Here is a 19,985-nt window from a genome sequence, read left to right on the forward strand (position 1 = left end):
ATAACCAGAGGAACATAACTTCATTTCTTTAAGATCAATCGTATCTGACTCATAAAAGATTACCAATGGAGCAGTATTTGAGCTAGCTTATTAATTGCTCTTGATATAAAAATCAGTTAGACATAAATATGCCTAACTGATTTTATTTAACGTCCTATTGTATGTTGAAACTAGCTTTCGACACCGCTCATACTTTCTACTGAATCACGAGAACTCTCTCCGAGATTCCCACCAGTATACTCATCAAGCAGAGCACGTACATCATCAGTGGATTCTGTACTCATCAACAGATTTCTCAACTCACCTGCACCTCTAAATTCGCGCACATAGATCTTGAAGAAGCGGCGAAGCGGTTTGAATGAACGAGGCTCCAGTTCTGTCGAATACTTATCATGAAGATCAAGATGCAGTCGAAGGAGATCAAGCAGTTCTTCACTTGTATGCTCTTTCTTCTCTGTTTCGAAAGCGAATGGATTATGGAAAATTCCCCGTCCAATCATAACGCCATCGACGCCATACTTTTCTACAAGTTCAAGTCCCTTCTGACGATCTGGAATATCCCCATTAATCGTCAGAAGCGTATTAGGGGCAATTTCATCACGAAGTTTCTTGATCTCAGGAATAAGCTCCCAGTGAGCATCAACTTCACTCATTTCCTTCTTCGTACGAAGGTGGATAGAAAGATTTACAATATCCTGTTCAAGAAGGTGCTTTAGCCAGTGGCGCCATTCGTCAACTTCTGTATAACCAAGGCGTGTTTTCACACTTACTGGCAATCCTCCAGCTTTGGCAGCCTGAATGATTTCTGCAGCAACATCCGGACGACGGATTAACCCGCATCCTTTCCCTTTCGCTGCAACGTTATGCACAGGACAGCCCATGTTAATATCTACACCGCGATAGCCCATTTCGGCCATTCCGATACTCATTTCCCTAAAGTATTCCGGCTTGTCTCCCCAAATATGAGCGACGATCGGCTGTTCATCTTCCGTGAACGTCAGACGCCCCTTTACACTTTCTTTTCCGTTTGGATGGCAGAAGCTTTCGGTGTTCGTAAACTCTGTAAAGAATACGTCTGGTCTCGCTGCCTCGCTTACAACATGACGAAATACGACATCTGTCACGGCTTCCATTGGAGCCAAAACAAAGAATGGTCGTGGTAGCTCATGCCAAAAATTTTCTTTCATAATCTATCTGAACCCTTTCCTTAAGAGACACATGATCCCATATTTATAAATGATGATTGTTTTATCCATGTCAGTTACGTTATATCTCAACCATTATATACTTTAAAATGATTTAACGAAAAGTGCAAGGGAATGAGTTATGGGTTTGGAGTGATATACTGGCAATTTCCAAATCATTCGCTTTTCTTCTATTAGTATAGACCGAAAAAATAGAGTTGATCATTTGAATGACCAACTCCACTTCATTTCCTTAGATTCCTACTTTCACTGCACCTGTTTCAATAGTTCATACGCTTCTTCATCCGACTTCACTTCTAACAACTGCTCTCGAAAATCATCGTCCATTAGTTTTCTTGAAAGCATCTGTAGAATTTTTAAGTGTGCATCTCCTTCGCTCTCTTTCGGAACGGCAATTATAAAGATCAGTCGTGCTTCTGTTCCATCGAGACTGTTCCAATCGATTCCTTCGCGCTTGATGCCAAACACTACGCGAGGTTCTGAAACAGCTGGTGATTTTCCATGAGGAATGGCAATGTTCATACCGATTCCTGTCGAGCTTTCATTTTCTCTTGCAAGAATTGCGTCCCTAAAGTCTTCTGTCGACTCAAGTACGTTTTCCATTTCAAGCATACCGATCATTTCATCGATTACGTCGTCTCTTTTTGAACCTTTTATATTGATGTTAATCAAGTTTTCGTTCATGATATCTGTTAGTTTCGTAACCTCTGTTACTTTTGAAACAGGAGGTGTCTCCTCATGAGCTGTTGCAGCCTCTACTTGTACCCCTTCGCCGGCAAGCTCCATCTTAGTAACGTCTTTTTTCAGCGTATTAACCAGTAATGCTGTGACGAATGCACCTGCAATGACAGCTACAAAGAACATGACCACGTTATCAACCGCACCTAGTACCGCTACAATCGGACCACCGTGAGCAACTCTGTCGCCAACATTCCCCATCATGGCGATCACTGAACCTGTGATCGAGCCTGCCATAATGCTTGGAATAACGCGGAGCGGATCTTGGGCAGCGAACGGAATCGCGCCTTCCGTAATTCCAAATAGCCCCATTGTAAACGATGCTTTACCTGTTTCGATTTCTGCTTCCTGATACTTTCGTTTCTTAAGAAATGTTGCAAGGCCCATCCCAATAGGAGGGATACAGATCGCTGCTGCGATCGGACCCATAATTTCGTAGTTTCCTTCTCCGATCATAGCTGCTCCGAATAGGAAGGCAACCTTGTTAACAGGACCACCCATGTCGAATGAAATCATCGCGCCAAGGATAACTGCTAGAAGAATCGAGCTTGTTCCCTGCATGCCTGCAAGCCAGTCCGTTAGTGTTACAAATACTTGCGCTACCGGAGCACCAATGAGAAATACAAAAGCTAGCCCAACAATGAGTGATGCAAAAACCGGAATGATGATGATCGGCATGATCGGCTGGACAGATTTCGGAACCTTAACCTTCTTAATCGCCAGCGCAACGTAACCTGCGAGGAAACCAGCGATGATACCTCCGATGAATCCTGCTCCAGCTTCACTTCCATAAAAGCTCCCATTCGCCGCAATGTATCCCCCAATTATACCCGGTGCGAGACCAGGTCGATCGGCGATACTGTAGGCAATAAATCCGGCAAGAATCGGAATCATGAACGTAAATGACGCGCCGCCAAGCTGTTCAATCGTTTTCCAGAAAGAACCTTCAGGGATCACAAGTCCATTCTCGGTTGGTTTCCCTCCAATTGTAAGTGCGATAGCAATCAACAGTCCCCCGACCACAATAAACGGGATCATATATGAAACACCGTTCATAAGATGACGGTAGATCGGATTTTCTTTCCCTTTCTTCTCGCTTTTTGCAGCTTCAGTTCCACTACTATGATATTCTGGCACGTCGCCGTTCTGATGTTTCTTGATCAACCCTTCAGGATTTCGAATTCCTTCCTGAACACCAACGCTAAGTAATTTTTTGCCGTTGAACCGGTCCTTCACAACCGTCTTATCAGCTGCAATGATAATCCCATCAGCTTCTTGAATGTCCTTTTCCGTAAATTCATTTTCAACGCCAATCGACCCTTGCGTTTCTACTTTCATCTCGACACCCAGTTTTTCAGCAGCCTTTTGTAAATTCTCCGCTGCCATGTACGTATGGGCAATCCCGTTCGGACAAGATGTAATCGCTAACAACTTCATGTTCATCCCCCTTTTTCATGATATCGCTTACACATATCCTATCTTATTAATGGAGGGAATAAAGAAAGAATGTTTACCGGAACTTCCGGAAATTTGAACTATTTCGAAGGATTGGTTCCTCTAAGGCTATCAATAACGGCTTGAGGGTTCGTCTGACTCACAACCTCCTTTAATACTAGTGGGTTTTCACTAAGAGTTGAAATTTCTCGAAAAAGGGCTCTCGTTTCCTCACTTTTATCATTTTTCACCGCTAGCAAAAAGACTAGGCTCACGTTTTCTCTCTCCCATTCGATGGGTTCTTTCATAACAGCAACCGCAATCGCAGAGTCCTGAATCAACGTGGGATCACCATGAGGGATCGAAATACCTGACCCAATGTTTGTAGAAGATGTTCGTTCTCTTTCAAGCGCACGTGCGGCATACTCCCTCTTCACATAGCCACTGTGGTAGAGTGCGTTCGCCAGTTCTTCAATGACCTTAAATCGATGAACAGGTTCATGATAGACAAACACAAATTCAGGCTTTACATACGTTGTAATCATCGAGCCACGCTTTGTACGATCGATACTCTCAATGAATGCCTCGAGCCTACTTTCTTCCTCGATATTTAGTAAGGGAGAGATAACGATTGACGGAATTGACTGCAATGTATCAAGGGTAACGGTTGAGATGACCAAATCTAACTCCTCTTTCTTCAAGAAAGAAGACAAATCTCCCCTAGAAATACAATCAAGAATGGTAAGCGAAGCGAACTTGCGCTCAAGCTTCGACCGAAGGAGTTGCGACATTCCGACTCCTAAATGACATACAATAACCGCTCTTTTTCTTTTTCCTCTATTAGAATGAAGGCGTTCAACTGCAGCCTCAAAATGCAGCGTTAAATAGGCCACCTCATCTTCTGGAATGTTGATGGCATGTTTCTCACTAAACTCTGAAGCAATACCAATAAGAAGATCGAATAAATAAGGATACATATGCTTAATATCCTGCAGCATCGGATTTGTAAACGAAAGTCCATATGTAATCCGGTTTAACGCAGCATACAGATGAACTCGAAGCCCTTCCATTAAAGCGTCGTCTTCATGAAATGACAGAGATGTCAGCTCTGTCATCCTCTCAACAAGTTCTTTTGCGATCGGATCGATTTCTAACTCGGCTTCCCTTAAGTCACGACGTTTTCCGCCAATAAAATGAAGCGCTAGATAAGCAATTTCTTCCTGAGGAAAATGAGCGACAAATACGATTTCAAGCTTCTTTAACATCTCCTTCGCCCAAGTATATTCGGCCGTTGACGTAACTCTGTCGAAATCTTTGTCACGAAGCGTGATGATCTGTCTTTGCTTTACTCGCTTGACCGTAAAAAGGGTATGCAGAAGGAGATTTTCATATGCTTCGTCTGTATAAGAAATCCCATGCTTATCCTGTAAAGTTCTTAATTCGTTCTCAACCAGGCTAATTTCATAAGAAGAAAATTGCTTTTTAAGAAATGAGTGAACAAGGGGTTCATCATTTACAACCTCACTTAAATTAGAAATAGCCTTCCTTCTCGCCATCTCATCCCCTTCAATACGAAGACCAATTTTTTGTTTCAAATGAACATCTAACTCATACGCCTTTAGCCAAATCCGAATGTCCTCCAGTTCTTTTCGAATAATAGGCCGATTCACATAATAACGCTCTGAAAGAGTTTGAATCGAAATAGGAGCTTTTGTTATCAACAACTCGTATGCGATTTCAACTTTTCGCTGACGTTCAATCACATCTTCTTTCTTTGTATCTATAAATGAATAGGTTTGGAAGAGTCGATTTCGTTCATATTCCTCAACCTCAATATAGACACCAAGTCCTGGTTTCTTGATTAGCTCACCATTCGTTTCACTTTCTATATATTCTTTTATTGTCCCAAGATCGTTTCGAACGGTCTTCTCTGAACAAGAAAGACGAGAAGCGAGTTTACTAACAAGCTGCGTCTCTTTACTTTCTAGTAACATCAGCAATAGTTTTTGCTGCCGTCGATTCATGCTTTTCACCTACTTCATTAAGTACCAAATTACAGGTAGTATATCAAAAGTAGTGGTTTAATAGGAAAAAAGTCTGGACTATTAGGAAACCAATATGAAAATGGCCATTCGTAAACGAATACTAAAAAGACTTTTTGCAGGACTTAGCTTTAAATTATGGAAATCATTTAATATGACAGATACTCTCATCAAGGATTCTAAGTTTATATTTTAGAAGGGAGTATGGTGTATTATGACGAAAGCTTATCCGGAAATCGAACAGGTCCTTAAATATATAAAAGCGCATTTATGCGATTCAGTGACTCTTTCTGACTTAGCTAATCAGGCTGGCTATAGCCGCTATCATTTCAATCGTATTTTCAAGGAAACTATTGGTCTTCCTCCTTTATATTACATATCAGCGCTACGCCTTCAAATGGCCAAAGATTTACTATTAAATACGAATTTGCGCGTGCGGGATATCGGTATGGAAATCGGACAACAAAGTTTAGGAACTTTTACTACGAGGTTTACAGAGAAGGTGGGAATGACTCCTGCACAATTCCGAAATACGGTTACCAAGGCCAGCCAACACCTTCGTTCATTGCAACATCTTCGCGATTGGACCGATTTAGGAAATTTTTCGAATAGCATCCCTAACATAAATGGGACTATTAATGCGACCGAGCAATTTGAGGGTGTGATTTTGATTGGTCTGTTTCCCAAGCCCATCCCTGAAGGATACCCGCTCAATGGAACTCTTGTATCTTCATTGGGAAAATTCTCGATTAAAGGCGTCGAGCCAGGCGTTTATTATTTATTTGCAACCTCCGTCTCATGGGAAATGGCTGCTCAAGATTTTATGCTTCCACATAAGACTTTACGATCACGTTCGAAAAAGCCAATCATTGTTGAACCTGAATCTGAGGTTCCCCATCAAAAAGTAACTCTCCGTCCCCCACATATAGAAGATTCACCGATTCTTATTTCCCTACCACTGTTGATGAACAATTTCTTAAATCGAATCAAACATCATAGCAATTGAGAAGAAATCATTAAATATCTCCCATGTTAGTATAAAAGCGACATGAATTACCTTGTACAAAAGGAGGGGCAATTAGGATAGAGATTTCAGCAAAGGCTGACTGTGTGAAATGTAGATGAACTAAGGCAGTTTATGAATTATTTGGAAAGGAGATCGATTATGGGTAACATTCAAAAGATCACTCCAAATTTTTGGTTCGATAGCGAAGCGGAAGAAGCGGTAGAGTTCTATACCTCTATATTTAAGGATTCCAAAGTCGAAAAAGTCACTCACTACCTGAAAACAGGCCAAGAAATACATGGTAAGGAAGAGGGCGCAGTGATGACTGTAGAGTTCAAATTGGAAGGACAAAAGTTTGTGGCATTAAACGGCGGCCCCCAATTTAAGTTTAATGAGGCGGTTTCTTTCATCGTGCACTGCGCTAATCAGGAAGAAGTGGATTATTTCTGGGGAAAGCTGTCTGAAGGCGGAGACGAATCGAAACAACAATGTGGGTGGTTAAAAGATAAATTCGGAGTATCCTGGCAAATCGTCCCTGATTGTCTTTCAGAGTTACTTAGCCACCCAGATCCTGCAATATCCGAAAAAGTGTTGAAGGAAATGCTACAAATGAAAAAAATCGATACTACTATTTTGAAAAAAATTCAGGAAAATCATTAATAAATCAGTTCATTGATAAGGTAGGAGCATTTTAGAAATGCAGTTTTAAGGAGGAGTTAAATTGGCATTCACGTCTAAAAATATCTTTATCAATTTACCGGTAGTAGACTTGGAGAAATCCACCAACTTTTTCAAGGAACTAGGATTTGAAATTAACCCCCAGTTCTCCGATGAGACAACATCTTGTATGATTATCAGTGATCATATTTATGCTATGATAATGATTGAAGAAAGCTTTAAAGGGTTTAGTAAGAAGGAAATTGTCAATACGACTACTTCTGCAGAAGCTATTTTCTGCTTATCAGCTGAAAGTCGTGATCAAGTGGATAAGCTAGTGAAGAAAGCTTTAACTAATGGTGGTAAACCTTATAATGACCCTCTAGATCATGGATTTATGTATATATGGGGATTTCAGGATGTTGATGGCCATTTATGGGAAGTTGTTTATATGTATGAAGATGATGAAATGAATCAACAATAAAAGGTTTGTTATAGCTTATTAATGATATTCACGGTAAAAAAGGGAACCCCCGTAGGTTCCCTTTTTTATTACTAATCGTTACTAGATTAGTATGAGATAGATGCCTTACATTCATAGATTTCACCAATCTAAATATGCTGCATTCAAATTTACTCCAACCGATCTTATGCTTTAATCCATTTCCAAATTTCTTTAGGAGTTGCATTCTTGCCATAAAGAAGTATGCCGACTTCAAATATCTTGCCAGACAGTTTGATCATGCCCCACACACTCAACGTAAGGACAACAAAAGCTAAGCCAAACTCCATCCAAGGCCACTCCTCAAGCATAGCCATCCTTAGAATTAATACAGCAGGAGATGCGAATGGTATAAAAGAGCCGATTGTAGCTGCCAATCCGTTAGGACTTATTAAGATTGGTTGAATAAATACCAATGGTAGAAACGGAAGCATCATCAGTAAGCCTTGAAAATTACTTGATGAGTTGATATCTTCGACTGTTGAACCAAAGCCAACGAACAGCGCAGCAAACAGAAGGTATCCTAATATTGCGATTAGCATCATAATAAGAAGCTCCGGTACAAGTAAGTTGTCTACAATGGCAACATCCTCTATTCTCCAGGCCGCTAATGGAATTCCAAATCCTAACCAGATGAACACCTGACTTAATCCAACACCGAAATAGCCGATGATTTTTCCTTGCATTAAATCACTCGGTGTAAGAGAGGACAATACAATTTCAGAAACCTTCTCTTTCTTTTCCTGTGATGCACTTTGAAAAATCATCATTCCTGTAAGAACGATGGCAAAAAGAACAATCAAGGAAACTATACCTGGAACCATATGTCCTGACTCACCTAAACCTGACTTCTCTACGACTCTATTTTCAGAAGAAGTTTCCGTTGCATCTAATGTTTCGAACGAAACACCAGCTGCTACTTGTTGAATTTGAGAGTCTGTAAGACCTAACTGCTCGAATTGATAAGCTTGGATTGGTTGACTCAATAACTGCAGCTGGTTAAAGAACGAATCTGTTACTTCCTCGCTCGTGTACACTTCAACTACGCCACTTTCAATGGAATCTTCCGTTATCGATAGAAAGGCTTGATTCTCATTTTCCTCTATTGAAGATAGTATGGATTTCTGATCTTCTTGTGTAAATTCAAGATCCCAAGCCAATGAATCCTGGCTATTGACTAAAGTTTCAACTGTAGGAGCTACACCTACTTCGTCTTGAATGTATACTTTCATCGTTTCTTCATTACCTGAATCATCCGAACCAGAGAACAAAACTGGGAGAAAGGTAAACATCAGGATAATCACAGGGGTCAAGAAGGTGGAAATGATGAACGATTTATTCTTAACGTTTCGTTTATATTCCCATTTCGCGACTTTCCATGTATTACGCATGCACTTCACCCACAGTCTGCATTAGATTTTGTTCTGTAGCGATTCCAACAAATATCTCGTGCAAAGAAATTCGATCAATTGTCATTTCTTGAATTATGACTTCCTTAGGCATGTGGGAAAGCCAAGTAGGAATATGAATACCTCTCTCCAAATACAGCACCGTTTTCTTTCCATCTTGCTTCACATTCTGTACTGATGGAACGTTGGTAAAGATTGATGCTGCATTGTCTCCTATGATGACACACTTATAATTTGAATACTGCTCTTTAACCTCTTCCATACTTCCTTGAATAACTGTTTTTCCATTATGTATAAGAAGCAAATCATCTGCTAGCTCTTCGATGAGATTCATTTGATGAGAGGAAAGTAAGATAGCCGTTCCATTCTTAGCAAGTTCCCTGATCTCCTGTTTAAATACATCCTGACTTACAGGATCAAGTCCTGAGAACGGTTCATCCAGAATCAATAGCTCAGGTTCATGAATGATCGAAGCAATGAACTGTGTCTTTTGCGCCATCCCTTTTGATAATTCCTCAACCTTTACTTTGTCCTTCCCCTCTAAGCCAAATTTCTTCAAATACTCTAGTGCGCGGCTTCTGGCCTTCTTTGTGGGATAATCCTTCAAATCTGCAAAATATAGAATGATGTCCATTATTTTAACGTTTTTGTACAATCCTCTTTCCTCTGGTAAATAGCCTACTACCTGATGAGGAACTCCTTGTTTAGGATAGTTTTGATACTGAACCATTCCTTTATCCGGTCGCATAATTCCCATAACACTTCGAATAGTCGTCGATTTTCCAGCACCATTTGGCCCAAGAATAGCTGTAATCTTCCCTCTCTTAACTCCAAAAGATACATCCTTCACAACTTGTTTATCCTTAAAGGATTTACCAAGATTTTCGACAGATAGCAGTGGTTGTTCCATAATGTCCTCCCCCGTTATTGATCTTCTTCATCTTTATCTACGAGCGCAAGAAGGGAATGGTTTCAACAAATTCCTTTTATTTCAATTCCGAACACATCCTTCTACACATGTAAAAGAGCTTATCCTTATACAGATAAGCTCCGGTAAACTAATTTAATTTAAGAAAATAGCTCCCGATCTCTTCTGGTACTTCTTCGTCACGAAGCACTTTTAACTTTTCTATGCCAGGTGAAGTCTAGTCATCACAACGAAAGTAACTCTCATCTACATCTACATCTACATTCCTCTTCCAGTTATGATATTTGAACTGTATATTCGATAACTCCAGTCTATCATTCCACAAAAAAGAAGCTTTTCCTCCTTAGAAAAGCTCCTGCTTGCGAAATACTGAAGATAGGAAGTATGTAAATACATAACTTCTTACATTGTTTTCATTTTGATCGACCTATGATTTTATCCATTCGCTAATTTATCTCTGTTGGTTGCTTGAGGCGGTTGTTCTAACCATTTGTTCTCGATCATAATGTTCATTCCGTCTTCCGCATATTGTAGAACTTCTCCTGTTAGTCGAACGTAGTTGGATCCTAAATCACGTCTAGGACTTACACCTAGAGATCTTCCATAATGTGCGATTCCTACAGAGTTCAACACGGAAGTATGGAACATCATTAATTTATCAGAGAATGGGGGCACTGTTGAATCAGTTGGCATTGTATCCCAAGCGCTAGCAGAAGGAAGAAATTCTTGACTTAGAAGTGAACCAAATATCTCAACATGCTTATCTGAAATATCTCTTCCCTTTTTCATATACTCCCGGACTTCCTTTAACTTAGCTACCTGACTAAACCCCATAAGAAACGTACGACCTAACTGATTTTGTATCATATTGAAATAGATTTGAGACATTTCAACTGCATTTAATGGACGTTTATGACCAAACCACCCTGCCAAATAACTTTGTTTCTCAACATATTCTACTTTTTTAGAAGCTGGTATAAACGGAGCTCGAATGAAACTTCCTTTAGATAACATTATTTCTGTTGCTTTGTTGAAGAGTTTCGATGATTCATTTAAACATTCTGTAAAGTATTCACATATATCTAAACGAGCGCAATTCGATAAAGCTGTGGCATAAAACTCCATACCCATCTTCCCTAAATTTTGAATGAAGAATAGATGGAAATCATCCGTGAATAGACGTGGAGATTCTCGATTAACATCTACACTGATTGAGAATCCTTCTGGAATAGGATGTTGCTCCTCCGTGAAAATTGATTGTAATTTCTTAACATGCGCTTGAGAAAGCTCCATTGCAAATTCTAAGAGGGAACGTATTTCCGTATCCTCGACATGGATCAAAAAGAAATCAAACATACAAATTGCTGAAGTGTCACTCATATAATTCGACCAAAGGCTCGCAACTTCTGCAGCAGTTAAATCAATATGATGGTTTGTTAGCATCCCCAATGCCTCCCTATAATTTTTCAACTTAGTATTCCTTTGAAAGACATTATTATTACTTAAGGGGATTGATCTTTGATGTGGTAAACCATACAGTTAAACAAAAAAGACAGACAGTTCGTATAAGAACTTGCCAGTCTTTTGTAATCTTTTAAAAGTAATTCATTTCCGTTATTGATCACTCCACCTGAAAAAGCGTGAAGCTAATACTGTAGAAAGAACTGCTATTCCAAGTAGTACGCCTACCTCCAAACCGTACTCGGTAATAGGTGCTGTGTTCCATGTGCCCCGAAGCAGTTCGACCACATAGTAAAGCGGTAGCGCTTTTGCGACGGTCTGAATGATGTCTGGCATAAATTGCAATGGGAAGGCAGCTCCAGATAAAAATAGCATCACATTTAGGCACAGAGAGCTGATTGCAGCAGCTGACTGTGTATTTTTCGCAAGAGACGTCAGAAACAAAGCAAAGGGAAAGAATGCGAGCATGCTAACAACGAGCGCGATTAATGTGCTACCAATGTAAGCAGGAAGCGTCAGGTCATACATCATCATCCCAAAGATCATGAGTAAAAGCGCTGAGATCGCGAAGATGACCGCTCCTTGAAATGTGTGTGCAGCAAGAATCATCCAGGACTGAACCGGGGTCGATTGGTACCTTCTCAAGACGCCAGTTTCTCTATACCCTGTAAGAACAGTACCAAGAGTGAAAAAAGACGTTGTCACAATGTTCACTCCGATCCAGGAAGGAACGAACATTTCCGCGAACGATAGACCATTCAGATCACTGTCGCCAAACATCGAACCGAATAGCCAGATCATGAGGACAGGAAAAAGAAACGTCCAGAAGACTGAAATGCGATCTCTAAAGAACATTTTTGTTTCTAAGCTTGCGAGCTTCATCATCACCGTCATGCCGTTTGCTCCTTTTCTAAGAAATGAACGAAAAGATCGTCGAGCGAACCTTTTTCAAATCGGAAGTTTCGCAAAAGAATGTTGTTCTCATGACAATACTTAAAAATGTAATACGCCGTCTCTTGTTGATCATCGCTCAGGAGTTTGAACGTGTGATTTTCAACGTCTACATTCACGACACTCGGGAGTGAAATCAAGAAATCATACTCGAGCTCTTTTGATTCAAACGATAAATAATGAACAGGAATTTCATTCAACAAGTTCTCCGGCGTATCTAACGCCTTCAATCGTCCACCGTAAATCATCGCTACTCGATCGCAGAGCTTTTCCGCTTCTTCCATATAATGAGTAGTCAGGACGATCGTGCATCCCTCCTCCTTCAGAACGTGGATCAATTTCCACATTTCCCTTCTTGCATGCGGGTCAAGGCCCATACTCGGCTCGTCGAGGAACAAAATTTCAGGTTTGTGGAGTGTTGCCAGAGCGAGAGTGAGACGCTGTTTCCATCCTCCTGATAGATCTTCAAAATTGGCATTTAATTTTTCGTGTAACCCTAATAATGCTATGAGATGATCTTTCTGATTTGTTTTGTAAAACGAAGAAAATAAATCGAGCGCTTCTTTCACCTTCATCTTCTTCTGAATCGCAGTGGCTTGAAACTGGACGCCGATTCTCTTGTTCAACTCCCTCAGCTGTTTGTGTGGTGTAAGACCGAGCACAGAAATGGCACCACCGTCTGGCTTACGGATTCCTTCAAGCATTTCGATCGTCGTTGTTTTACCGGCTCCATTCGGCCCAATAATGCCGAAGATCTCCCCTTTTCGTACGGAAAAAGAAATGCTATTCACAGCCTGAGTTGAACCGTATGATTTGGATAGCTGATCAACGATAATAACATCCTCCATCAAACTCCCCCTTTTCATATTCACTTTTCTGTAATCGTCCAAATGATCAATATGTTTGTACTCCTCTTCTAATACGTTAAACCTTTCGAAAAGATTCAGAAAATATAAAAAAGACACTCTGATTAAGGAGCTTCTCACCAAGCTATATTTTCAACTCAATATATTTATTTTGGTAAGGATGTTTCCATTTTTTATGCTGTTCAATAAATAAATCAGTAAAATATACCATATCTATTTAACTTTAGTATTTAATCCATTTTCATTATCAGATCCCTATATCCTACATATAATAGTACAAGTCATTGTAAAAAGGATGTATCTATCATGAAAGACCATATCTATCCTAAATCGTCTTGTATTTGTTCTTTGTTTGAAAGACTAGAACTTGGTAAAAGAGTAAGTATCTATTTTAAAGGTTCATCTGATCCAGTTACGATTACATTTATGCTTTACAACAAGCTATCCGGTTGTGTGAAAGCACTATTGAACCAACAAGTTTATGTTTTTAATTGTAATAATGTGGTAGCGGTCACTAATCCAATTCGTATAAATAAATATCTTTATGTTTCGAATCAAAATTCATCGGCTAATAATATTGAAATATACGATATCAATAACCCTTCAACTCCAATAAGACTAGATGAATTTAACGGGCAAAATTTAGACGGGCCTACTGGTCTCGCTATTAAAGGAGCCTTTCTATATGTTGCCAACTTTCGAAATAACACAGTTGAAATTTATAATATTTCTAATCCGTCATCTCCTACTAGGATCAGCGAATTTAATGGTAGTAATTTAAGTAGACCTTATTTAATGTTGATTAGGAGGAATCTCCTTTACGTGAGTAATTTTGGAAATAACACTGTAGAAATTTATAATATCTCAAACCCATTAGTTCCTATACGAGTAAACGAATTTAACGGCGCAAACCTAAATGACCCTACAGGATTAGCTGCTATTGGAAACATATTATATGTTGCGAGCTTCAGTAATAATACAGTTGAAATCTACAATATTGCTAATCCTATTGCTCCAATTAGAGTAGGTGAGTTTAATAGTTCGAATTTAAATAGACCTTCAGAGCTAATCATCACTGGAAATACGCTTTATGTAGCAAACTTCAATGCCAATAACGTGAAAATCTACGACATATCAAACCCTACTTCACCAGTCAATACAGGAGTGTTTAATTCAGGCAATCTAAACAATCCTGCTGGATTTGCTATTTTAACATCGACTAGGTGAATAGAAACGAAAAAGTATTTCATTACAAATTAATATGTAGCTGTCGATCAAATTCGGCAGCTACTATTTTGTTTCATAGAAAGAAGTGCTGTATATGCCTATCTAATTGGTTTAACTCTCCTGGAAATTCCATCTTCATCTCTCCCATTAGCTCACTTTTATCTAAAATGAACGCTCGATAAAAACAAATGACTTTTTGTTTAACTCTCTCATTCTAGTAGAAGATCTCCCATCTTCATTATCTACTATTTTTGTATCCTCTTTATCCGAATAAATCCCAATTTTCTGCTGTTGAATGCTTATGATACTTTTTACAACGGCTTGTATCGAAAAAATGAGAAGAACGTATAGAAAAAGAACTGGCACAATAAGCCAATAACGCTCAGTCATAATCCCCATACGCAAGGCTTGGAACATTCCAGTCCATTCGTAAGTTAATGATTGTGAAGCCGCACCTGCACTTCTCAGCCCTCCACCTAACAGGATACCAAACACTCCTAAATGCATTAGAACTTGAAGAGCTTGAATCATTTGTTGTCCAAAAAGGTGAACTAGCTTCGGAAAGAGATGAACGGTAATATGTCGGAAAAAGAGTCTGCTCTTACTTCCACCTAATAATATGACTGCTTGTGCAAAGTCTTTTCTCAGAATTTCATCAGCTTCACGACCAATTGTATTTAATACAACTGGGATAGCAAACAAAATGAGAATGCTAATTTCCAAAATGATATTAGACGTCCTTAAAGATTCAGCTACAATCCTTTGGCCTTCATTAAAAATCAATACATTCACTAACAAAATATACGCAATGAGAGAAAGCGGGAGGAATTGCATCCCATCAGCTATGTTCGTAATCATTCGCTTCGATCGATTTCCTAACCAAAATAGATAAGGTATTGAGAGCACATACCCAATGAGTATTCTTAAAAACGCAATCAACCCCGTCAGTAGGATTGTGTACTTAGCACCAACAATTAACATACTTAAAATAGGATGACCATGTGTATCTGATCCTAACAATAACCCTCCGTCGCCTGGCGGATGAGGTGGGGCATGATAAGTGCCTTGCTCACCTTGAAATATTTTAATCGTATTCACCGGAACTTCTGCAATATAGCTATACATAAAGCTTAAGATTGTGAGCCCTAGTAGATAGATTAGCGCCATTACAAACGTTGGCTTTTTACATAGTGAAACAAAAAAACGACTCATTTTTTTTATCGCTGAAAAGAAATGCATACCAGGATTTGCTAGTCTCATAGATTCCATGGAGATTAGTTTCATACCTCTCATAGAAACTCTTGAATCACTAAACTCCTCCGTTTGTTTCACTTTGAAACTCCATTCTAGAACACTATAGATGATATAAAATGGTGTGAAAATTAGTATGAGAGCCATCGCAATGACAAACGGTCGAGAATCGAAAAAGAGTAATCGAACGATGCCATAGAAGTTATGTAAATACTCGATAACCAACAAGCTGGATAGTGTGACCCACACGATTGGCCTCGATTGGATCACCAGACTTATTTTATTATTCCTTAAGCAGTGCCATATCAACACATGCATCTTACTAAACCCTTTACTTCTTACTAATTGAACATAATCTTCCTTCCATTCTTCCTCTAACAGAAGAAGAAATGATCGATAGAATAAGACGGTTGGTAAGATACATAGTGATAAAATGGGAGACAAATAGATCCTCTCACCTATATAAGCAAACTCAAACAGCAAAATATCATAGGTCTTAAAAAACCAGACGACTACCATTTGCAGTATAAAAATGAAGAGAATGTCAGGTAATGCTTCTAAACCATTTAACATCGTATGGATGGCACGCTTCATCTTGTGAGGCAAACCGAAAGTAGATAGAGCAAATACCATCCCAAAAACAATGGCAATGACTAATGCAGCAAAAAGAATCGTCATGGAATAAAGATAATTGTCCAAAACATAGGAGAACAAAGGCTTCTCTAACAGCTCATAGCCAACAAATTGGTGAAAGTACCAATCAGAAGGAGTAAAGATTGATTGAATGACGCCCCATACATTTTGAAAGTAAAGATTCACATTCAGTTGAAAGCCGTCAGTAAAAAATGCTGGGATACAACTGATGAATACGATCCCAACTACTCCTAATATGTACTTATAGAACAGTTCAAAGAACTTCATTACCCACCACCTTTGGTTACATCAGTTAATTATACCTTTATTTGGTATACGTCTAATAATGAAGAAAGTTTCATTCAATAGAGAATTAACAAATCAATCTTGAGCAACCTACTCATGTGGAATCCTATAATATTTCAACATATCCAAGATACAAACTGAAATATATAATATCTCCATTTCACAAACCTCAACAAAGTTTTAACTTACTGTTGTACGGTTATGATTTGAATTTAAATTGAAAATAGCTATAATTTTAAAACTGTTTGGAGGTAAAGCAACATGTTACCAGTAAAGGAATCGGAGTTACATGAACTTAGCTTTGACAATTCGGGGATGTTCAAAGAGATTAATGTAGAAATGGAGTTCTTATTCATTGATTTTGCGGTAGATGGAGAACTAACTTGTGAACAAAGAGATATTATTAGCAGCTTTTCGTTTAATACGGTTGTTGCGAAAAATCATCATACTTGGTATATAAATAAAATGCATTTAGAGCTAAATCAATTATACTCTGGTACGAAAAAGTATGATATTACCAATAAAAAAGAGCTAGAAAAGGCATTAGTAAGTTGTGTTGAATTTGATCAGATGAATAGTGATGAAAGAAAAGAAATGGTGGATTTATTTATTAAGAGTGTAGATGTGTTTATAGAAGAATTGAAAGAACATGAATATAAGTTAAAAAAGGAAAGGAATGAATAGTAGCAAAAGGAACTATGCTTTATTCTTAATACATTCTTGAATTCCTAAATTTAAAGCATACTAGCTCATAGTTCTGTCGAGTTAGTATGCTTAATAGAAAGCTTTTATTAGAATTGTTATTCTCTAGATTTTTTATATGGATGTTAAAGTTAGTAAAATCCGAGAATTACTCAAACACCACTTCTTCAAACATAATCCCCTCTCGCCACTCCGTAATCGTATAGGGTAGCTTATCTTGATAAGTAGGATCGTTTGTATGATAACGGATTACACTATTCTCGGAATCTGTCACGGCAGCATATACATGCTTCTCATTCACCATGATGATTCCACCGTTACTAGGAGCGATCCCTCTAATAAAGCCAGCTACAACGCGCGTTCCTAGTTTATCTCTGTCTTCTAAATCGAAGTATGAGCTTATATTCTCTAGATAGAGATCATAATCATCTCCTACAATGCCTCGAAACAGGGCATCTTCTGATTCATTTAAAACCCCCTGCTTGACCAAATCGGTTTCGATTGAGACACCGCCTTTATCATACTCACCGTAGAAGAACGTTCCCGCTCCTCCCCAGTACTCGCAGGCGTTGTTTTGTTCGATCGTAATCTTATTTTCTGTCAGCTCGAAACTTAACTCACATCCTGACTCAGCATCAGCCCATGTAGCTGTCTCCAAAGATCGATCCGCTTTGCCTTCAATTGACCCTACATTCCCACCAGCAACGACACCAAGCTTGAACGAAAAATCTTTTTCGGTTGCGTTTGTGATGATCAAGCTCCCCGTATAGTTTAAGAGATTGCGCGTCCATTCTCCGTCTAACTGGATGTTACTAGTTTCACCTGCATTTTCTTGCTCCTCACCTTCTATCTCTTTCTTCTCCTGTTCTTCAATCCCTATCGTCTCTCCCTCTCCTGGCTGTTCATGCTCTTCTGTTTGAAAAGAGAAGATACTACTGAACCCAATAATTCCAATGATGATGACACCTATAAGTACAACCATGATCCATTTCAAATCGCTATCACCCTTCCGTTATTTTTCTATTTGTAAAGCCCTTTTATCTTTGTTGACTGTAGATCAATGCATAGAACGATTAATCATAATCTTTTCCACTGGAATAATTACTGATAGCTCCTGTTCACTAATAGGGAGAATCGAACATTATTAATCATAAATTCCACCTTATTAAACGTATGCAATGACACGAAGGGTTTAAGACAACTAAAGAAAAATATGATAACTATGTCAATTCGTTTGCAGGTTCATTACGTTTAGACAAACTTGGCTTGGATCTAAGAGTATAGGGGTATTCTTTATAATGAAAAATAGATCCAAGTGGATACTGAAACGAAATTGAAAAACAACATGAGAGGCGATAACGAATGACACGAATTCTAATAGGACTTCTAGCAATATTACTCATTAGTTTAATTAGTTTGGGAGGAGCACGGGAATGGGCTTCTTCAACTAACGAAGATGCGAAAAAAAGCAAGTGGGTAGGTACCTGGACAGCAAGCATGCAGGCGCCTGCTAAAGATGGAAATTCTCATGAAGGGTTTAAAGATCAAACGATTCGCTTAATCCTTCGTCCACATAGCGACGGTGATAAAATGCGCATCCGCTTATCGAATGAATTTGGTTCACTACCTTTATCGATGAAAGAAGTTCGAGTAGCTGTTTCTAAAGAAGGAGCGAGCGTAGATGGTGAGACCGATCAGGTCATCACGTTCAATGGTGAGAAATCATTTACGATTCCTGCTGGGGAGAAACAGTATAGCGATCCTGTTGAATTTCCCGTAGATGCTGATCAAAACCTCAGCGTAAGCTTATACGTTGATAAGGAAACTGGGCCAACAACATGGCATCAGCGCTCAACTCAAACGGTCTATATGTCTGAACCTGGTAACCATGCTTCAGATGCTGAAGGTTCAGCCTACAAATCGAAAGAGGAAGCCTGGTTCTGGCTCGACCGGATGGAAGTCATTCCAGATGATTCGGTTAGCGGTGCTGTCGTTGTAATGGGAAGCTCTATTGCTAATGGAAATGCTTCTACACTAAATGCAAACCGCCGATGGCCAGATTATCTTGCCAATCGAATGAACGAAGAAGATTCTAAAGTCAACATGTCTGTTCTAAATGCTGGCGTTTCTGCCAATCATTTAATTAATAGTGAGCTTGGAAAAGGTGAGAATGCCTTAGCACGGTTAGAGCGAGATGTGTTAAGTCAAAAAGGCGTACAAGCTGTTATTCTTCATGAGGGAATTAACGATATCAGACACTACCCAGAGTATGATTCAGAACAAATCATTAACCGAATGAAACAAATCATTAAAGCAACACATGAAGAAGGACTTTCAATATACGGCGGCACATTAACACCGTTTAAAGAGTCCGGCATGTATACAGAAAAGGGCGAGCAAACGCGCCAAGAAGTAAATGAATGGATCAGAACGAGCGGAGCATTCGATGCTGTTATTGATTTTGATCAAGCACTTAGAGATCCAGATGATCCAGAGAAATTTCTCTCAACCTACGATTCGGGTGATCATCTCCATCCGAATGACAAAGGATATAAGAAGATGGCTGAGACAGTGGATTTATCTGTATTTGAATAAATTAAGTTCTTTTCTAAAAGATTATTGCTTTTGAATGAATAATTGAATAAAAAAATCAACTTCTAATTGGAG

At 39.1% G+C, this 19,985-nt stretch carries 16 protein-coding genes; 6 read left to right on the forward strand and 10 right to left on the reverse strand.

Annotated elements, in window-relative coordinates; translation table 11 throughout:
* Positions 1-170 precede the first annotated feature (170 nt).
* The 3 genes from AB986_RS08625 to AB986_RS08635 all read right to left on the reverse strand — a co-directional run bounded on the left by AB986_RS08625 (position 171) and on the right by AB986_RS08635 (position 5,401).
* Positions 171-1,187 (reverse strand): tRNA dihydrouridine synthase, encoded by a 1,017-nt coding sequence (locus AB986_RS08625; protein ID WP_048310436.1) that lies wholly within the window; start codon positions 1,185-1,187, stop codon positions 171-173.
* A gap of 264 nt (positions 1,188-1,451) precedes the next feature.
* Positions 1,452-3,380 carry a PTS fructose transporter subunit IIABC gene (locus AB986_RS08630; protein ID WP_048310437.1) on the reverse strand — a complete coding sequence of 643 codons (1,929 nt, stop codon included), beginning with the start codon at positions 3,378-3,380 and terminating at the stop codon, positions 1,452-1,454.
* Between the two features lie 98 nt (positions 3,381-3,478).
* Positions 3,479-5,401 carry a BglG family transcription antiterminator gene (locus tag AB986_RS08635; protein WP_048310438.1) on the reverse strand — a complete coding sequence of 641 codons (1,923 nt, stop codon included), beginning with the start codon at positions 5,399-5,401 and terminating at the stop codon, positions 3,479-3,481.
* Between the two features lie 232 nt (positions 5,402-5,633).
* Between AB986_RS08635 and AB986_RS08640 the strand changes: the two genes are divergently transcribed.
* The 3 genes from AB986_RS08640 (at position 5,634) to AB986_RS08650 (ending at position 7,566) form a co-directional block, all read left to right on the forward strand.
* Positions 5,634-6,425: a helix-turn-helix transcriptional regulator gene (locus AB986_RS08640; protein ID WP_048310439.1), complete on the forward strand. Its 792-nt coding sequence runs from the start codon at positions 5,634-5,636 to the stop codon at positions 6,423-6,425.
* A 159-nt stretch (positions 6,426-6,584) separates the two neighbouring features.
* Positions 6,585-7,085: a VOC family protein gene (locus AB986_RS08645; RefSeq protein ID WP_048310440.1), complete on the forward strand. Its 501-nt coding sequence runs from the start codon at positions 6,585-6,587 to the stop codon at positions 7,083-7,085.
* Between the two features lie 61 nt (positions 7,086-7,146).
* Positions 7,147-7,566: a VOC family protein gene (locus tag AB986_RS08650; protein ID WP_048310441.1), complete on the forward strand. Its 420-nt coding sequence runs from the start codon at positions 7,147-7,149 to the stop codon at positions 7,564-7,566.
* Positions 7,567-7,730: 164 nt separating this feature from the next.
* Here the strand turns inward: AB986_RS08650 and AB986_RS08655 are convergent, their stop codons facing one another.
* The 5 genes from AB986_RS08655 to AB986_RS08675 form a co-directional block, all read right to left on the reverse strand.
* Positions 7,731-8,975, reverse strand: a complete 1,245-nt coding sequence (locus AB986_RS08655; protein ID WP_048310442.1) for an ABC transporter permease — start codon at positions 8,973-8,975, stop codon at positions 7,731-7,733.
* On the reverse strand, positions 8,968-9,903 hold the full coding sequence (locus AB986_RS08660; protein ID WP_048310443.1) for an ABC transporter ATP-binding protein: 936 nt from the start codon (positions 9,901-9,903) through the stop codon (positions 8,968-8,970). The genes AB986_RS08655 and AB986_RS08660 overlap by 8 nt, the downstream gene beginning before the upstream one ends.
* Before the next feature lie 453 nt (positions 9,904-10,356).
* A complete protein-coding gene (locus AB986_RS08665; protein ID WP_048310444.1) occupies positions 10,357-11,364 on the reverse strand; it encodes a DUF3231 family protein in 1,008 nt (335 codons plus the stop codon).
* Between the two features lie 171 nt (positions 11,365-11,535).
* Positions 11,536-12,276, reverse strand: a complete 741-nt coding sequence (locus tag AB986_RS08670) for an ABC transporter permease (RefSeq protein ID WP_048310445.1) — start codon at positions 12,274-12,276, stop codon at positions 11,536-11,538.
* A complete protein-coding gene (locus tag AB986_RS08675; RefSeq protein WP_048310446.1) occupies positions 12,273-13,181 on the reverse strand; it encodes an ABC transporter ATP-binding protein in 909 nt (302 codons plus the stop codon). The genes AB986_RS08670 and AB986_RS08675 overlap by 4 nt, the downstream gene beginning before the upstream one ends.
* A gap of 324 nt (positions 13,182-13,505) precedes the next feature.
* Between AB986_RS08675 and AB986_RS21575 the strand changes: the two genes are divergently transcribed.
* Positions 13,506-14,426 carry an LVIVD repeat-containing protein gene (locus AB986_RS21575; RefSeq protein ID WP_236690330.1) on the forward strand — a complete coding sequence of 307 codons (921 nt, stop codon included), beginning with the start codon at positions 13,506-13,508 and terminating at the stop codon, positions 14,424-14,426.
* 162 nt (positions 14,427-14,588) lie between these two features.
* Here AB986_RS21575 and AB986_RS08690 read toward each other — a convergent pair whose 3' ends face one another.
* Positions 14,589-16,598, reverse strand: coding sequence for a hypothetical protein (locus AB986_RS08690; protein ID WP_048310447.1), 2,010 nt, complete (start codon positions 16,596-16,598; stop codon positions 14,589-14,591).
* A gap of 279 nt (positions 16,599-16,877) precedes the next feature.
* Here AB986_RS08690 and AB986_RS08695 point away from each other — a divergent pair, with 279 nt between their 5' ends.
* On the forward strand, positions 16,878-17,300 hold the full coding sequence (locus AB986_RS08695) for a hypothetical protein (protein WP_048310448.1): 423 nt from the start codon (positions 16,878-16,880) through the stop codon (positions 17,298-17,300).
* 166 nt (positions 17,301-17,466) lie between these two features.
* Here AB986_RS08695 and AB986_RS08700 read toward each other — a convergent pair whose 3' ends face one another.
* On the reverse strand, positions 17,467-18,312 hold the full coding sequence (locus AB986_RS08700) for a hypothetical protein (RefSeq protein ID WP_048310449.1): 846 nt from the start codon (positions 18,310-18,312) through the stop codon (positions 17,467-17,469).
* Positions 18,313-18,680: 368 nt separating this feature from the next.
* Between AB986_RS08700 and AB986_RS08705 the strand changes: the two genes are divergently transcribed.
* Positions 18,681-19,913 carry an SGNH/GDSL hydrolase family protein gene (locus AB986_RS08705; protein WP_048310450.1) on the forward strand — a complete coding sequence of 411 codons (1,233 nt, stop codon included), beginning with the start codon at positions 18,681-18,683 and terminating at the stop codon, positions 19,911-19,913.
* The last annotated feature ends 72 nt before the right edge of the window (positions 19,914-19,985 follow it).

Origin of the sequence: Guptibacillus hwajinpoensis, from assembly GCF_001039475.1 — a bacterium.
GTDB classification, from domain to species: domain Bacteria; phylum Bacillota; class Bacilli; order Bacillales; family Guptibacillaceae; genus Guptibacillus; species Guptibacillus hwajinpoensis.

Bases quoted from the DNA above. Each gene is read 5' to 3' on its own strand.
- AB986_RS08625 (WP_048310436.1), bottom strand. From the start codon at position 1,187: ATGAAAGAAAATTTTTGGCATGAGCTACCACGACCATTCTTTGTTTTG.
- AB986_RS08630 (WP_048310437.1), bottom strand. From the start codon at position 3,380: ATGAAGTTGTTAGCGATTACATCTTGTCCGAACGGGATTGCCCATACG.
- AB986_RS08635 (WP_048310438.1), bottom strand. From the start codon at position 5,401: ATGAATCGACGGCAGCAAAAACTATTGCTGATGTTACTAGAAAGTAAA.
- AB986_RS08640 (WP_048310439.1), top strand. From the start codon at position 5,634: ATGACGAAAGCTTATCCGGAAATCGAACAGGTCCTTAAATATATAAAA.
- AB986_RS08645 (WP_048310440.1), top strand. From the start codon at position 6,585: ATGGGTAACATTCAAAAGATCACTCCAAATTTTTGGTTCGATAGCGAA.
- AB986_RS08655 (WP_048310442.1), bottom strand. From the start codon at position 8,975: ATGCGTAATACATGGAAAGTCGCGAAATGGGAATATAAACGAAACGTT.
- AB986_RS08660 (WP_048310443.1), bottom strand. From the start codon at position 9,903: ATGGAACAACCACTGCTATCTGTCGAAAATCTTGGTAAATCCTTTAAG.
- AB986_RS08665 (WP_048310444.1), bottom strand. From the start codon at position 11,364: ATGCTAACAAACCATCATATTGATTTAACTGCTGCAGAAGTTGCGAGC.
- AB986_RS08670 (WP_048310445.1), bottom strand. From the start codon at position 12,276: ATGACGGTGATGATGAAGCTCGCAAGCTTAGAAACAAAAATGTTCTTT.
- AB986_RS08675 (WP_048310446.1), bottom strand. From the start codon at position 13,181: ATGGAGGATGTTATTATCGTTGATCAGCTATCCAAATCATACGGTTCA.
- AB986_RS21575 (WP_236690330.1), top strand. From the start codon at position 13,506: ATGAAAGACCATATCTATCCTAAATCGTCTTGTATTTGTTCTTTGTTT.
- AB986_RS08690 (WP_048310447.1), bottom strand. From the start codon at position 16,598: ATGAAGTTCTTTGAACTGTTCTATAAGTACATATTAGGAGTAGTTGGG.
- AB986_RS08695 (WP_048310448.1), top strand. From the start codon at position 16,878: ATGTTACCAGTAAAGGAATCGGAGTTACATGAACTTAGCTTTGACAAT.
- AB986_RS08705 (WP_048310450.1), top strand. From the start codon at position 18,681: ATGACACGAATTCTAATAGGACTTCTAGCAATATTACTCATTAGTTTA.